Source organism: Stenotrophomonas genospecies 5 (assembly GCF_054473825.1).
Genome location: NZ_JBTMUW010000003.1, coordinates 134,463 through 148,743 on the forward strand (window position 1 = coordinate 134,463; position 14,281 = coordinate 148,743).

At 68.2% G+C, this 14,281-nt stretch carries 15 protein-coding genes, 1 other RNA gene and 1 riboswitch; of the genes, 6 read left to right on the forward strand and 10 right to left on the reverse strand.

The window, feature by feature from the left end; all coding sequences use genetic code 11:
- Window positions 1-12: 12 nt before the first annotated feature.
- Together rnpB and rsmI are read right to left on the reverse strand one after the other, a co-directional pair.
- An RNA gene (rnpB, locus tag ACX9OW_RS17685) (RNase P RNA component class A) lies at window positions 13-364 on the reverse strand.
- An 87-nt stretch (window positions 365-451) separates the two neighbouring features.
- A complete protein-coding gene (gene rsmI, locus ACX9OW_RS17690; RefSeq protein ID WP_053516466.1) occupies window positions 452-1,270 on the reverse strand; it encodes a 16S rRNA (cytidine(1402)-2'-O)-methyltransferase in 819 nt (272 codons plus the stop codon).
- Window positions 1,271-1,351: 81 nt separating this feature from the next.
- Between rsmI and ACX9OW_RS17695 the strand changes: the two genes are divergently transcribed.
- The 3 genes from ACX9OW_RS17695 (at window position 1,352) to ACX9OW_RS17705 (ending at window position 4,914) form a co-directional block, all read left to right on the forward strand.
- The gene (locus ACX9OW_RS17695) at window positions 1,352-3,073 is read left to right on the forward strand and encodes a penicillin-binding protein activator (RefSeq protein WP_459062628.1); all 1,722 of its coding nucleotides are present in this window, start codon (window positions 1,352-1,354) and stop codon (window positions 3,071-3,073) included.
- Entirely contained in the window at window positions 3,063-3,431 is a 369-nt protein-coding gene (locus tag ACX9OW_RS17700) for a YraN family protein (protein ID WP_065182806.1), read from the forward strand. Before ACX9OW_RS17695 ends, ACX9OW_RS17700 begins: the two co-directional genes overlap by 11 nt.
- A 97-nt stretch (window positions 3,432-3,528) precedes the next feature.
- On the forward strand, window positions 3,529-4,914 hold the full coding sequence (locus tag ACX9OW_RS17705) for an FAD-binding oxidoreductase (protein WP_459062629.1): 1,386 nt from the start codon (window positions 3,529-3,531) through the stop codon (window positions 4,912-4,914).
- 72 nt (window positions 4,915-4,986) lie between these two features.
- Here ACX9OW_RS17705 and thiL read toward each other — a convergent pair whose 3' ends face one another.
- The 5 genes from thiL to ACX9OW_RS17730 all read right to left on the reverse strand — a co-directional run bounded on the left by thiL (window position 4,987) and on the right by ACX9OW_RS17730 (window position 8,874).
- Window positions 4,987-5,949: a thiamine-phosphate kinase gene (gene thiL, locus ACX9OW_RS17710; RefSeq protein WP_459062630.1), complete on the reverse strand. Its 963-nt coding sequence runs from the start codon at window positions 5,947-5,949 to the stop codon at window positions 4,987-4,989.
- A 126-nt stretch (window positions 5,950-6,075) separates the two neighbouring features.
- Window positions 6,076-6,555 (reverse strand): transcription antitermination factor NusB, encoded by a 480-nt coding sequence (nusB, locus tag ACX9OW_RS17715; RefSeq protein ID WP_128989124.1) that lies wholly within the window; start codon window positions 6,553-6,555, stop codon window positions 6,076-6,078.
- Window positions 6,552-7,019: a 6,7-dimethyl-8-ribityllumazine synthase gene (gene ribH, locus ACX9OW_RS17720; protein WP_010481977.1), complete on the reverse strand. Its 468-nt coding sequence runs from the start codon at window positions 7,017-7,019 to the stop codon at window positions 6,552-6,554. Before ribH ends, nusB begins: the two co-directional genes overlap by 4 nt.
- A 146-nt stretch (window positions 7,020-7,165) precedes the next feature.
- On the reverse strand, window positions 7,166-8,266 hold the full coding sequence (gene ribB, locus ACX9OW_RS17725; RefSeq protein WP_053516472.1) for a 3,4-dihydroxy-2-butanone-4-phosphate synthase: 1,101 nt from the start codon (window positions 8,264-8,266) through the stop codon (window positions 7,166-7,168).
- Window positions 8,263-8,874 carry a riboflavin synthase gene (locus ACX9OW_RS17730; RefSeq protein ID WP_111186317.1) on the reverse strand — a complete coding sequence of 204 codons (612 nt, stop codon included), beginning with the start codon at window positions 8,872-8,874 and terminating at the stop codon, window positions 8,263-8,265. The genes ribB and ACX9OW_RS17730 overlap by 4 nt, the downstream gene beginning before the upstream one ends.
- 74 nt (window positions 8,875-8,948) lie before the next feature.
- A riboswitch (FMN riboswitch) is annotated at window positions 8,949-9,094 on the reverse strand.
- Between the two features lie 237 nt (window positions 9,095-9,331).
- Between ACX9OW_RS17730 and ACX9OW_RS17735 the strand changes: the two genes are divergently transcribed.
- The 3 genes from ACX9OW_RS17735 to ACX9OW_RS17745 all read left to right on the forward strand — a co-directional run bounded on the left by ACX9OW_RS17735 (window position 9,332) and on the right by ACX9OW_RS17745 (window position 11,793).
- Window positions 9,332-9,955 (forward strand): hypothetical protein, encoded by a 624-nt coding sequence (locus ACX9OW_RS17735; protein WP_053518907.1) that lies wholly within the window; start codon window positions 9,332-9,334, stop codon window positions 9,953-9,955.
- Between the two features lie 146 nt (window positions 9,956-10,101).
- Window positions 10,102-10,986 (forward strand): hypothetical protein, encoded by an 885-nt coding sequence (locus ACX9OW_RS17740; RefSeq protein ID WP_459062631.1) that lies wholly within the window; start codon window positions 10,102-10,104, stop codon window positions 10,984-10,986.
- Window positions 10,987-11,244: 258 nt separating this feature from the next.
- Window positions 11,245-11,793: a hypothetical protein gene (locus tag ACX9OW_RS17745; RefSeq protein WP_459062632.1), complete on the forward strand. Its 549-nt coding sequence runs from the start codon at window positions 11,245-11,247 to the stop codon at window positions 11,791-11,793.
- A gap of 45 nt (window positions 11,794-11,838) precedes the next feature.
- On the opposite strand, the gene ribD is transcribed toward ACX9OW_RS17745, so the two are convergent.
- The 3 genes from ribD to ACX9OW_RS17760 form a co-directional block, all read right to left on the reverse strand.
- Window positions 11,839-12,924, reverse strand: coding sequence for a bifunctional diaminohydroxyphosphoribosylaminopyrimidine deaminase/5-amino-6-(5-phosphoribosylamino)uracil reductase RibD (gene ribD / locus ACX9OW_RS17750; RefSeq protein WP_065182811.1), 1,086 nt, complete (start codon window positions 12,922-12,924; stop codon window positions 11,839-11,841).
- 161 nt (window positions 12,925-13,085) lie between these two features.
- Window positions 13,086-13,607 carry a transcriptional regulator NrdR gene (gene nrdR, locus ACX9OW_RS17755; protein WP_053518899.1) on the reverse strand — a complete coding sequence of 174 codons (522 nt, stop codon included), beginning with the start codon at window positions 13,605-13,607 and terminating at the stop codon, window positions 13,086-13,088.
- A 216-nt stretch (window positions 13,608-13,823) separates the two neighbouring features.
- Window positions 13,824-14,258, reverse strand: coding sequence for a hypothetical protein (locus tag ACX9OW_RS17760; RefSeq protein ID WP_180876964.1), 435 nt, complete (start codon window positions 14,256-14,258; stop codon window positions 13,824-13,826).
- Between the last annotated feature and the right edge of the window lie 23 nt (window positions 14,259-14,281).

Here is a 14,281-nt window from a genome sequence, read left to right on the forward strand (position 1 = left end):
AGAAGTGAATGGAGGCGGAGCCGGCCGATAAGCCGGGTTCTGTCGTGGACAGTCATTCCTCTAGGCGTTACGTCACCGCAACGCTCAAGCAACCTACCCGGATCCAACGCGGGCCGCGCCAAAGGATCCCTATTTGGTCTTGCTCCAGGTGGGGTTTGCCGTGCCGGTCTGTTACCAGACTCGCGGTGCGCTCTTACCGCACCATTTCACCCTTACCGGCCTTCCGAAGAAGACGTAGGCGGTATCTTTCTGTTGCACTTTCCGTCGGCTTGCGCCGCCCAGGCGTTACCTGGCACCTTGCCCTGTGGAGCCCGGACTTTCCTCGGCACCCCGCAAGGGATGACGCGACTGTCTGGCCGGCTCCGCCAGCGCGCATTCTACCGTACGCGGGTGGTTCCTGCCCGGTGGCTGTTCGATGCCGCGCGACGCGCACGCCGGGCATGGCCCGGCGCTACCGGCCGTACAACGCCTTGCGCGGTGCGCCGGTCAGCTCGGCGGCCAGCTTGGCGGCGGTCGACGGCGGCAGGTGCTCGCTCAATGTGGCGTAGACGCGACGGCCATGGGCCAGCTGCGCTTCCTCGTCGTCGCCGGCCCCCTGCACCATCACCACAAACTCGCCCTTGCGCTGGTTCTCGTCGGCTTCGACCGTTGCCAGCAAGGCCGCCAGATCGCCATCCAGCACGGTCTCGAACAGCTTGGTCAGCTCCCGCGCCAGCACCGCAGGCCGCTCACCGCCGAAGATCGCCGCCATGTCCGCCAGGGACTCGGCGATCCGGTGCGAGGATTCGTAGAACACCATCGTGCGCACCTCGCCGGCGAGCGCCTGCAGCCGGTCGCGGCGCCCGCTGGCCTTGGCCGGCAGGAATCCCTCGAAACTGAAGCGATCGCTGGGCAGGCCGGCCACGCTGAGCGCGGCAATGGCGGCACAGGCACCCGGAACCGGGCTGACCCGGATGCCCGCCGCGCGCGCGGCCCGTACCAGGCGGAAGCCGGGATCGCTGACCAGCGGCGTGCCGGCATCGCTGACCAGCGCCAGCGATTCGCCCGCCTGCAGGCGCGAGACCAGTCGCTGCGCCAGGGCGTCTTCGTTGTGCTCGTGCAGCGCCACCAGCGGCTGCTGGATGCCGAAATGGGACAACAGCTGGCCGCTGCGCCGCGTGTCTTCGGCACAGATCGCCGCTACCGAACGCAGCACCTCCTGTGCGCGCGGACTCAGATCGGCCAGGTTGCCGATCGGCGTGGCGACGACATACAGGGTGGGGACACTCATTTCAGCGGTACTCACGGGGCAAGGGTAGAATCCTAGCGTGTACCTGGCCAAGGCCGCTGCCCTCATCGCATGGACCCGATCATGAACAAGCCCGCCGCACGCATCTCCGCCCTTTCGTTGTCGCTGATGCTCCTGGCCGGCTGTGCCACCACCAGCTTCACCAGCGCGCCCGAATCGCCGGCCCAGAGCCAGGCGCTGGCGCTGATCGAACAGGGCAAGCCGCGCGACGCCGCGATGCAGCTGGAGGGCCTGGCGGCCACCCTGCGCGGCAGCGCGCGCAGCAATGCCCTGGCGGATGCAGCCTGGGCGTGGCACCTGGCCGGCGACAGCACCCGCGCGCGCAGCCTGTTGGGGCAGCTCAGCGCCCGCCAGCTGTCCGGTGCCAGCCTGCAGCGTTACCAGCTGACCGGCGCCGAGCTGGCACTGGCTGACAAGCAACCCGCACAGGCGTTGGCCCTGCTCAAGGACAATGGCGACAACGTCGCACCCGGCCTGCGCACGCGCTGGCTGCTCGCCCGTGCCCAGGCCCTGCAGGCCACTGGCGATGCCTTCGGCGCCGCCAGCGACCGCGCACGCGCGCAGGCCGGCCTCACCGGCAGCGCGCGCAACGAGAACCAGGCGGCCATTTCAGGCCTGCTTGGCACCCTCGACGATGCCACGCTGCGCAGCCGTGCCGCCGCGCTGCCGGCCAACGATCCGCTGTACAACTTCGCCGGCCGTGCGTTGATCGCCCGCGGCCTGCCGCTTCCGCGTCCGTTCGACCGCGACGGTGCCGCCCAGTTCGATACCAGCAAGCGCCCGCCGGCAATGAGCGATGGCTACCGCCCGCCGGGGAAGCTGGCCGTGCTGCTGCCACTCAGTGGCCGCCTTGCCACCGCGGCACAGCCGGTGCGCGATGGCCTGCTCGCCGCCTATTACGGCGAATCGCGCCGCCGCCCGGACATCAATTTCTTCGATACCGTCGGCACGCCGGCCGGTGCATTGGCTGCTTACGACAAGGCAGTGGCCTCCGGTGCCGACTTCGTTGTCGGCCCGCTGGGCCGCGATGAAGTGGATGCGGTATACGGCCGCCAGCCGCTGCAGGTGCCGGTGCTGGCGCTGAACCGTGGCAAGGATTCACCGCCGGCCGGCAGCGCCGGCTTCTCGCTCGCCCCGGAAGACGACGGCATCGTCGCCGCCGAATACCTGCGCGGCCGTGAGCGCAATCGCGCCCTGGTCATCAGCAGCAGCGACGATACCGGCCGCCGCGCCGCCGCGGCCTTCTCCCAGCGTTTCACCCAGCGCGGTGGCCAGGTGGCCGCCACGGTATCGGTCCCTGAAGCGGTGGGCGATGTCGGCGCCCAGGTGCGCAATGCCGGCCAGGTCGACGCTGTGTTTCTCGCCGTGCGCGCTCCGCAGGCGCGGCTGCTCGCGCCGCAGCTGGCGCTGGCCGGTGTCGGCGGCGCCACCCGCGTCGGCACGTCCCAGCTGACCATCGGCAGCGGCAAGGTGGAGGAAGACGTGGCACTGGACGGCATCGTCTACCCGAATGAAGCCTGGAACGTGCGCAGTGTCTCCGGCCTGCCGTCGGCCAGCCAGGTCGCCAGCACGCTGCCCAGCGCGCGCGGTGCCGCCGGCCGCCTGTTCGCCTTCGGCGCCGACGCGTGGAAGATCAGCAGCTATCTGGACAAGCTGGCCAACGAAGGCGGCCTGGAAGGCGCCACCGGCACCCTGTTCCTCGATGGCAACGGCAACATCCTGCGCCAGCCGGCGTGGTCGACCTTCAGCGGCGGCCGGCCGATGCCGATCGTCGGTGGTCGCTGAGCGCACGCAGCGGGGCTCGGCGGTGGAAACCGCCGCCGAGCTGCACCTGCAACAGGCCGGGCTGCAGCCACGCGCGCGCAATGTCCGTTATCGAAGCGGTGAACTGGACCTGGTGATGGACGACGCCGGTACCGTGGTTTTCGTGGAGGTGCGGTACCGCGCGCGCAGCGACTTCGGCGGCGCTGCCGCCTCGGTCGACCCCCGCAAATGCCGGCGCCTGGTACAGGCCGCACAGTTGTACCTGCAGGCGCATCCTGCACTGGCCGATGCGCCCTGCCGCTTCGACGTGGTCGAGGCCAGCGGCGAACCGCCACAGCTGCACTGGCTGCGCGACGCATTCCGGCTGGACGACTGCTGATGCCCTCGATCATCACCCACGCTGCCGTGCCGATGCCCGGCGCAGAGGCCGCCTGTAAGGCCATCCACTCCGTACCGGTTGTTCCACGAGATCCAACATGAGCCCTGCCCTGCCCGCTGCCCTGGTTGCCGAACTGTCCGCCCTGCTGGGCACGGAGGGCTGGCGCATGGATGACACCACGCTGGAGGCGAATGCGCAGGACAACTCATGGCGCCGGCAACGCCCCGCCGCCGTCGCGCTGCCGGCCGACACCGAACAGGTGCAGGCGCTGGTCCGCGCCTGCCGTGTGCACGGCGTGGCCCTGGTCGCGCGTGGCGCGGGCACCGGTACCACCGGGGCGGCGGTGCCCCTGCCGGGCAGCATCGTGCTGTCGTTCACCCGCATGGATCGCATCGTCGAGATCCGTGCCGGTGATCGTTGCGCGGTGGTGCAGCCTGGCGTGCTCAACGGCGCCCTGCAGCAGGCGCTGACACCGCATGGGCTGTTCTGGGCGCCGGATCCGTCCAGCGCGGAGATCTGCAGCGTCGGCGGCAACCTCGCCTGCAATGCCGGTGGCCCACGCGCGGTGAAGTACGGCACCAGCCGCGACAACGTACTGGGGCTGGTCGCGGTCACCGGCACCGGCGAGGTGATCCGCTGCGGTGGTGCCTATACCAAGGATGCAACCGGCTACGACCTGACCCACCTGCTGGTGGGTAGCGAGGGCACCCTGGCGCTGATCGTGGAAGCTACCTTGAAGCTGACGCCGCTGCCGGTCGCGCAGGCCGGACTGCGCGTGCTGTACCGCGATGCCTATGCCGCCGCCGCCGCGGTATCGCGGCTGATGTCGCAGCCAGTGGTACCCACCCGCCTGGAGTTCATGGACGCGCGCAGCCTGGAACTGCTGCGCCTCAATGGCGCCGACGTACCGGAGGCCGGCGCGATGCTGCTGGTCGAGGCCGATGGCGACCACGACACCCTGCCCTACCTGCTGCAGGCGCTGGCCAGCGCTGCCGAAGGCGACGGCATGATGGAACTGGACGTAGCGATGGAGGGCCGCGCACGCGACCAGCTGTGGGCGGCGCGCAAGGCACTGTCGCCCGCGCTGCGCAGCGTTGCACCCGGCAAGATCAACGAAGACGTGGTGGTGCCGGTATCGCGCATTCCCGACCTGGTTGCCGGGGTACAGGCGCTGGCAGGCGAGTACAGCCTGACCATCGTCACCTTCGGCCATGCCGGCAACGGCAACCTGCACGTCAACATCCTGTACCACCCGGACGATGCCGATGAGAGCGCGCGAGCGCATGCGGCGCTGCCGAAGATCTTCGCGCTGACGCTGGCGCTGGGCGGCACACTGTCCGGTGAACATGGCATTGGCCTGGCCAAGCGCGATTTCATGGCGCAGGCGTTCACTCCCGCCACGCTGGCGACCATGCGCGCGATCAAGGCCACGCTGGACCCGGATGGCATCCTCAACCCGGGCAAGGTGCTGCCGCCTGCATGAGGCGCCGCCCTGTGCATGAACGCCGTCCGTGTCAGGACGGTAGCGCCGGGCCATGCCCGGCGTTCTCATTCGTCAGGCGAAGTGCTGATAACCACCGTCGGCCACTTCGCCATCCACGTGCACGCCCTGCCCTTCGGCGATGCGGCCAATGCGGGTGAGCGGCAGGTCCAGCGATTCGGCGAGGTAATGCAGTGCGTCGCGCTGATCGGCGGCCGCAGTGAAGCACAGCTCGTAGTCGTCTCCGCCCCGCAACGCGCAGTCGCGCGCGCCATCGCGGCCGAGCAGCTCACGCAGCGCGTGCGAGATCGGCAACGCATCGGTATCGACGTGCGCTGCCACGTCACTGCGGCGGGCGATGTGGCCCAGATCGGCCAGCAGTCCGTCGGACACATCCACTGCCGCATGCGCGAAGGCACGCAGGCGCAGGCCGAGGGTGACACGCGGCGTCGGCCGCAGCAGGCGCAGGCGCAGGCGTTCGTAATCGGCCAGCAACGTGGCCGTGGCCACGTTCAGCGCCCCCTGTTGCCACAGGCGCAGCGCACCTGCCGCATCCCCCAGCGTGCCACTGACCCAGATGTCATCGCCGGCCTGTGCACGGTCGCGGCGCAGGGCCTGACCACGGCCCACCTGGCCCATTGCGGTGACAGACAACGACAGCGGTCCGCGCGTGGTGTCACCCCCGATCAGCGCGACGTCATGCTGGTCGGCCAATGCGAAGAAGCCATCGGCGAATGCCTCGATCCAGTCTTCGGACGTTTCCGGCAATGACAGCGCCAAGGTGCACCAGGCCGGTCGCGCGCCCATCGACGCGAGATCGGATAGATTGACCGCCAGCGTCTTCCAGCCGATATCGAAGGCCGGCGTCTCCGCCGGGAAGTGCACGCCACTGTTGAGTGTATCGGTGGTCACCACCAGCTGTTCGTTCGCGCGGGGCTGCAGCAGCGCGGCATCGTCACCGATGCCGAGCAGCACGTCATCGCGCTCGGCGGTGCGGGCGCGGATACGGTCGATGAGGGCGAATTCGGCCAGGGACATGGGGCGTTCTGCTCTTATGTAGCAGCCGGGCCATGCGCGGCTGCAGTTCGATCACGCGCCACACTACCGGACGCAGCCCTGCCCTGCGCGGCAAGCCAGGCAGGGCACGGCTCTACAGCGATCGGGTCAGTGGCCCGATTCGACCTTGCGCCATTCCACGGCGGCGCGGTCCAGCACACCGTTGACGTAGGTGTGGCCGTGTTCGGAGCCGAAGCGCTTGGCCGATTCGATGGCCTCGTTGATCACCACGCGGTACGGCACGTCCAGGCGGTAGCGCAGCTCGTACGCGGCCAGGCGCAGCACCGCGCGTTCGATGGCATCGACTTCCTCGATGCCACGGTCCAGATACGGGGCCAGCGCTTCGTCGATGTCGGTGCGGTTGTCGAGCACGCCGTGCATCAGCGCCTCGAAGTACGCCAGATCGGCGATCTCGCGGGCCTGCTCATGCGCGAACTGGGCGATCAGCGACTGTGCGTTGCCGCCGGAGATCTGCCACGCGTAGACGGCCTGCACGGCACGACGGCGCGCGCGCGAGCGCAGCACCGGATCAATGCCATCGCGGCGGACGGGTTTACCGGAGGGCTTGCCCTGGGTGTTCTTGTTCATGGCAGCTGCTCCAGAAGATTGACCATTTCCAATGCGGCGAGTGCGACTTCCTCGCCCTTGTTGCCGTGGCTGCCGCCGGCGCGGGCCTCGGCATCTTCCACGCGTTCCACCGCCAGCACGCCGTTCAGTACCGGCACGCCGAAATCCAGCTGCACGCGCATCAGGCCTTCGGCGCAGCGGTCGGCCACGTGTTCGTAATGACGGGTGTCGCCGCGGATCACACAGCCGAGGGTGAGGATGGCGGCGTGTTCATGGGCGGCGGCCAGGCGTGCGGCGACCAGCGGCAGTTCCCAGGCGCCCGGCACCCGGATCACGTCGATGTTGGCTTCGGTGATGCCGTTGCCGGCCAGGCTCTGGCGTGCGCCGGCCACCAGCGTATCGGTGATGCGGGCGTTCCAGCGGCTGGCCAGGATGGCAAAGCGCGCCGACTCGGGAGTGCGAAGATCGCCTTCGTAGTGGCTCATATGCGGCTTGGGGGACTCGATAAGGGGTAATTCTAGCGTGGATGGGCCCCGGCCGTGGTTGGCGGGGGCCTGGCATCCGCCCGGCATGGCCCGGCGCTACCGGGGTCGGATCCCGCACCGCGGCCTCCGACCCCACGGGGCGACCGTTACAGGGCCACCGTCTCCACCACTTCCAGGCCATAGCCGGCCAGGCCGATCTGCCGGCGCGGCGTGCCCAGCACGCGCAGCTTGCCCAGCCCCAGATCGGACAGGATCTGCGCACCGGCGCCATTGCGGCGCCACTGGCCCACATCCTTGTCCTTGCCCGGCACCACCGGTGCGGGCTGCTGGCGCAGGCGGGCGAGCAGCGCCTCGCCATCGCGCGGCGCCGACAGCACCACCATCACGCCGGCACCTTCGGCGGCGATCGCACGCAGCGCGTCGGTGGCGGCCACGCCGAAATCGTCACGACGCCAGTGCAGCAGGTCGGCCAGCGGATTCTCCACCTGCACGCGCACCAGGGTAGGCGTGCCAGCGTCGGGAGTGCCGCGGACCAGGGCGAAGTGCAGGTCGTGGGCGATGCGGTCGCGGTAGGTCACCAGCCTGAACGGGCCAAACTCGGTATCGATGTCGCGCTCATCGACGCGTTCGACAGTCTTCTCGGTGGCCAGGCGGTAGGCGATCAGGTCGGCGATGGAGCCCATCTTCAGGCCGTGCTCGCGGGCGAACACTTCCAGCTCCGGGCGACGCGCCATGCTGCCGTCCGGGTTGAGGATCTCCACCAGCACGCCGGCCGGTTCCAGCCCGGCCAGCATGGCCAGGTCCACGCCCGCTTCGGTGTGGCCGGCGCGGGTCAGCACGCCGCCCGGCTGGGCGATCAGCGGGAAGATGTGGCCGGGCTGGTGCAGGTCCGACGGCCGCGCGTTGGGCTTCACCGCGGTGCGGATGGTATGCGCGCGGTCATGGGCGGAGATGCCGGTGGTCACGCCCTCGGCCGCTTCGATGCTGACGGTGAAATTGGTCTGGAACTGCGCGGTGTTGGCCTGCACCATCGGCGCCAGGCCCAGGTCGGCGGCGCGGGTGCGGGTCAACGGCAGGCACACCAGGCCACGGCCGTGGGTGACCATGAAGTTGATGTCGCTGGCCTTGACCAGCTCGGCAGCCATGATCAGGTCGCCTTCGTTCTCGCGGTCCTCGTCATCGACGATGACGACCATGCGGCCCTGGCGGATGTCTTCCAGGATCTCGGGGATCGGCGCGAAGTTCATGCTGCGCCTCCCTGCAGGTGCCCGCCAACAAGACGTTCGACATAACGGGCGACCAGGTCGATTTCCAGGTTCACCGCACTGCCCACGCCGGAGGCGGAGAAGGCGGTGTTGGCCACGGTATGCGGGATCAGCGCGACCTCGAAGCCTTCCTCGTCCACTTCGTTGACGGTGAGGCTGACGCCGTCCACGCAGATCGAGCCTTTCTTGGCGATGTAGCGCAGCAGCGAGGCCGGCGCGGCGAAGCGCCAGCGCTGGGCGCGCGCGTCATCGTGGATGGACAGCACCTGGCCCAGGCCATCAACGTGGCCGCTGACCAGATGCCCACCCAGACGATCGGTCGGGCGCATGGCACGCTCGAGGTTGATGACCGCGCCCTGCTCGAGTTGGCCCAGCGTGGTCAGGCCCAGCGTCTCGGTGGAGGCATCGGCCTGGAAGCTGTTGGCGTCGAATGCGATGACCGTCAGGCAGACACCGTTGATGGCGATGCTTTCGCCCATCTGCACGTGATCGAACGGCAGGTTGCCGACATTGAAGGTGAAGCGGACATCGCCGCCGATGGACTCGCGTGCGGCCAGACGGCCGACGCCTTCGATGATTCCAGTAAACAAGTAACGTTCTCCGCAGGATGTGAGCGAAAAACGCCGCAAGGCAAACAGGCACGCGCAGGGCATGAGCCCTGTGGCACCGTCTTCTTTCATCCGGACTATGACCGTCGGCTCCGGCCTTGAACCGGATCTGCTGACCCCCGGCCGTGGGCCGGGGCGCTCGCGGGCTCGTGCTTGCGCACCTACCGCCGGTGGGGAGTTGCACCCCGCCCTGAAGACGTTTGTATACCGGCGAACCGGCGTGGCCAGTGTACCAGCCCGGGCTGAACGGGGTGGGACACCCGGGGCCGAAGCCGTTTCCCGGCGGGAAACGGATCTGACCCCAAGCCTGCCCAGCCTGTGACGGCTGTCTCTCGCATTTTGTAAAACTTTCATTAAAATTCGCCGCGGACGACATGAGGTCGCCACGGGCGGCGCCTCCGGCGCGCCCGCCAATGGACTGCAATTCACAGGAATTCCCATGCGCAAGCTCCTGATCATCGCCAGCCTGCTGGCCGTCGCTCCGCTGGCCTCGGCCGCCGAAGGGCTGAGCTACACCTACGTCGAAGGTGGCTGGACCCAGGTCAAGACCGACGACAGCGATTTCAACGACCCGAAGCTTGACGGCGGCTACGTGCGCGGTTCGTTCGCGCTGGCCGAGCAGGTGCACGTGTTCGGCAGCTGGTCGCGTACCAGCAAGAGCTACCACTTCACCGGTGCGTCGGCCAAGTTCGAACTGGACCAGCCTGAGCTGGGCATCGGCTACCACATGCCGTGGACGGACCGCCTGGACTACACCGCCGACATCGCCTGGGTGCGCCAGAACGCCGAGCTGACCGTGAAATCGGATCTGTTCGGCCGCGAACACCTGAAGGATCACACCAACCTGGCCCGCGCCACCATGGGCGTGCGTGGCAAGCCTTCCCCGAAGACCGAAGCGTGGGCCAAGGCCGGCTACATGGATGGCGGCAACGACTTCAAGGGCACCTGGGTCGGCACCGTCGGTGGCCAGATCAATTTCACCCCGACCTGGGGCCTGGTGGGAGAAGTCTCCGGCCAGCGCGATGTCACCCAGTTCTCGGCCGGCGTCCGCGCCAGCTTCTGATTGCCCGATCCTCGTCGTGCGATCGAACGGGCCCCGCAAGGGGCCCGTTTTTTTTCCGCTGCACACCGTTACCTGGCTGCATCGCACCATCGAAAGCGTGGGCAGATGCGCTAGGCTTGCCCGCCTCTGGACCCGGAATCACTGTCATGAAGACCCCCCTGCGTTCCCTGCTGGCCACTGCACTGTTGTGCGCTCCCCTGTTCGCCAGCGCCGCCTCGACGCAGCTGAGCCCCGAACAGACGTTCGATCTCTATTCCCGCGTACTGCTGGAAGACGACGCGACCGCCACGCGCACGCTCAACGACGCGCTGAAGCCGGCGTTCGAGGGCCAGGACGCCGTGACCCCAAACCCGGGCGCGCTGGCCAAGGCATTGGCCGAACCCTGGCAGACGGTACTGGCCAGCACCGGCGCTTCGATCGACGCTGCGGCCACCGAAGCGCTGTACGCCAAGGCGCTGCGTGATTCGAAGTGCCGCGCAACCCAGAGCGTGATCGAAGACAACGAATACGTTGAAGACCAGAAGCTGGCGCGGATCACCTACACCTGCCAGGTGCCCGACCTGGGCAAGGTCCGCCCGCTGTTCGCCGCCAGCCTGGCCGACCATGCCAGCCCGGCCTCGCGCAAGCAGTTCACCGACGCCTACACCCAGGCGCTGCAGAGTGGTGCACGCGTGCCGGTCAGCGGCACCTTCACCCTCTACCCGGCCAAGGACAACGGCTACTGGTACAGCGGCAACTTCGATGATCTGGTGGGCACCGTGGCCGGTGCGCTGGCTCCGTTCGAGGACTGGATGCAGGACGCGCAGGCGGCCAACGCGCCGAAAGTGACCGGCATACCCGGCTGCGACCTGCTGCTGCAGCAGCACCGCAGCTGCGTGGCGAAGATCGCGCCCAACCAGATCAGCGGCGTGGACGCGATGGCCGAAGAGCTGAAGGCCAAAGCGCAGGTGCAGTCGGCCGAGGAGATGACGCAGGAGTGCAAGGCACTGCGCCCGCTGGCCGAGATGATGTGGACCGACGAATGCACCTGAGCCGCTAAGTGGTAGCGCCGGGCCATGCCCGGCGACACTCGAATGCACCTGATCGCGTGATGATGGCATCGCAGCGGGGACATGCGCTGCATGACCCCGTTTGCAACTTGTTGCATTGCTTCACAGGATGCCGGGGCCGATCCTGCAGCACCTTCCCGGCCCCTGACATGCGCCTGCTCGCCGCTCTGTCCTGTCTGTTCACCGGCGTGTGCATTGCCGCGCCACACACGCCGGAACAGGAGTACACGCTGCAGGCGCGTGTTGTTCTTCAGCACGATCCGGCTGCGCGCGACCAGCTGGCCCTGTGGGACGCTGCCGCTGTTCCTCGCAACGGAATCGATTGGCAGCGCAGCCTCGATGATCTGCCCACCTGGCTGCGGCAGCAGCACCTCGGCGTCGGTGATGCAGGATGTCACCGATGCACTGCTGGCGCGACTGTCGACGGCCACCTGCGCCGAGGCGTTCCTGCCGCTGGGCAGTCCCGAGATTGGTCGATTCACGCTCGCCTGCGCGTTGCCCGACCCGGCGCCCACGTTCGCGCTTTACCGGGCATTGCGCCAGGCCGGGCCCGGCGGGCAGGCGCAGCACAGCGATGTGTTCTTCAGCGCCTACGCCGTCCACCTTCGCAGTGCGCCGGCGGCATTGCATCGCACCCATGTGGTGGGGTGGTCCTCCTATCGCCATGGCGACGTGCATGAGGCACGTTCAGACCAGCTGTACCAGGCCATTCTGCTGACATTGCTGCCGTTCGAGGCATGGGACATGCGTATCGCGGGGGATGTTCCCCCAATCCTGCTCCACGACTGACCACCCCGGCTACCGCGCGTCCGTCTCGTCCGCCGCCTGCCAATGCTACGGCCGCAGCAGCAGGCGCAGGTCCTCACCCACCTGGCATTGCTCGACCACGCGCAGCCGGCGTTGCTGCTGCATCGCTTCGATGCCCAGCCCGGCCAGCAGCGGGCGGGCCCGGTCACCCAGCAGGGTGGGCGCCTGGTACAGCAGCAGCTCATCCACCCAGCCGCCGCGCAGCAGCGCACCGGCCAGCGTAGCGCCGGCTTCGGTATGCACTTCGTTGATGCCGCGCCCGGCCAGCAGGGTCAGCATCGCGCCAAGATCGAGACGGCCGTCGGCACTGGGCACGCAGGCGAACTCGGCATCGGCGGCATCCGGTGCGCTGACCGCCGCATCGTGCAGGTACAACGTGGGTGCCCCACCCTCGCGCACGCGGCTGCATTCCAGCGAACGCAGGCGCGAATCGAGCACGACGCGCAGTGGCGGCATCACCTCGGCATCGGCCAGGCGCACGGTCAGCATCGGATCGTCGGCCAGCACGGTATCGGCACCGGTCAGGATCGCGCCGGCGCGTGCACGCCAGTGCTGCACGTCTTCGCGCGCCGCTGCTCCGGTGATCCATTTGGACGTGCCGTCGGCCATCGCCGTACGCCCGTCCAGGCTGGCGGCCAGCTTCACCCGCAGCCACGGGCGATTGCGCTCCACGCGTGACAGAAAGCCCTTGTTGAGCTCGCGTGCCTGCGCCGCCATCAGCCCTTCGGCGACCTCGATGCCGGCGCCGCGCAGCAGGTCGAATCCGCCGCCATCGACCTGCGGGAAGGGATCACGCAGCGCAGCGACCACACGCGATACACCGGCCTCGATCAGTGCCAGCGCGCACGGTGGTGTGCGCCCGTAATGCGCGCAGGGCTCAAGGGTGACGTAGGCAGTGGCACCGCGCGCCTCACCACCGGCCTCGCGCAACGCGAACACTTCGGCATGCGGGCCACCGGCACGCTGGTGCCAGCCCTGCCCGACCACACGTTCACCATGGGCGATCACGCAGCCGACCATCGGATTGGGGCGGGTGGTGTAGGCGGCGCGCTCGGCCAGACGCAGCGCGCTGGCCATGTGCAGATGGTCGAGTACGGAGAATGGGGTGGTCATCTGGCCATGGTAACGCTGCCGGTGTTGATCCATGCCATCGATGCCAACCAAGGTTGGCACCCACCAGTGAATGCAGCTATCGGTGCCAACCAAGGTTGGCACCCACCCGTGGATGCGCCATCAGTGCCAACCGAGGTTGGCACAGGCCACCGCAGAGGCGGTCAGCCCTTCTTCTTCTTGGCCAGGGCGATCACATCGCCCAACAGCTGCAGCTGTTCGGTGCTGGCCGGCAGCTCGCGTTCGAGTTTTTCGATTTCCTCGCGGAAATCGGCCACATCCTCGAAGCTGCGGTAGACCGAAGCGAATCGCACGTACCCCACGTGATCGAGCTTGCGCAGCTCGTTCATCACGAACTCGCCCACCTTGATCGAAGGCACTTCACGCTCGCCACTGAGGCGCAACTGATGGACCACCGCACGCACCGCCGCTTCAATCTTGTCTTCCGGCACGGCACGCTTCTGCAGCGCGCGATCAAAGCCGGCGCGTACCTTGCGCTGGTCGAAGGCCTCGCGGGTGCCATCGCTCTTGACGATGGCCGGCAGCTTCAGTTCGACGGTTTCCAGGGTGCTGAAGCGCTCGTTGCAGGCCTCGCACTCACGCCGACGGCGGATCGTCGCGCCGTCTTCAGAGACGCGCGAGTCGATGACCCGGGTATCGGCATGTTGGCAGAAGGGGCAATACATTGAACGCCTGGCTCAGGGGACAACCTACATGCCACGGTCATGGCAGCGTCGCAAAGGTACCTGAGAAGGGGCTTTCCGGCAAATTCCATGTGCTGTACGGCCCCTCGTCAAGGGCAACCCTGCAGCCGTCCCAGATGCACCCCAATACTCGGAAACACCCTGATGCGTGAGGCTGGACAGGCGATCCCTGCACCACCATGCGACCTGCCTGAAAAGTCAGGCGCCCGGGAGGTGAGCAGGCCGCCAGCGCAGCCAGGCCAGATGCGCCGCCGGCAGCAGCAGCGGCGGGCCGAACAGCAACAGGCTGAAGCCCTCCATGCGCTCGGTCATGCCGACCACCAGCCCCAGCACGACGGCGGGCACCGCAGCCAACGCGCCCAGCGCCAGCAACGCCCACCACACCCGGCCCACTGCCTGCAGGCCAGACCGGCCCTGCAGCAGGAAACCGGCGCCGATGTACAACCAGGCAACAATGCCCAGCGCCCCGGCGCTGCCCCAGCACACCAGCAACAGTCGGCTCGGCAGGCGGGTTTCCTGCGTCAGGCCGGAGTACACGCCCACCAGGGCCACGGTGCCTCCCAGCAGCACGCCTGGCAGCCCGAACAGCAGGGCCTGCACGAGGTGCAGGCGCTTGTGCAGACGTTCATCCATACGCTCATCCATGTGCGTTGCTC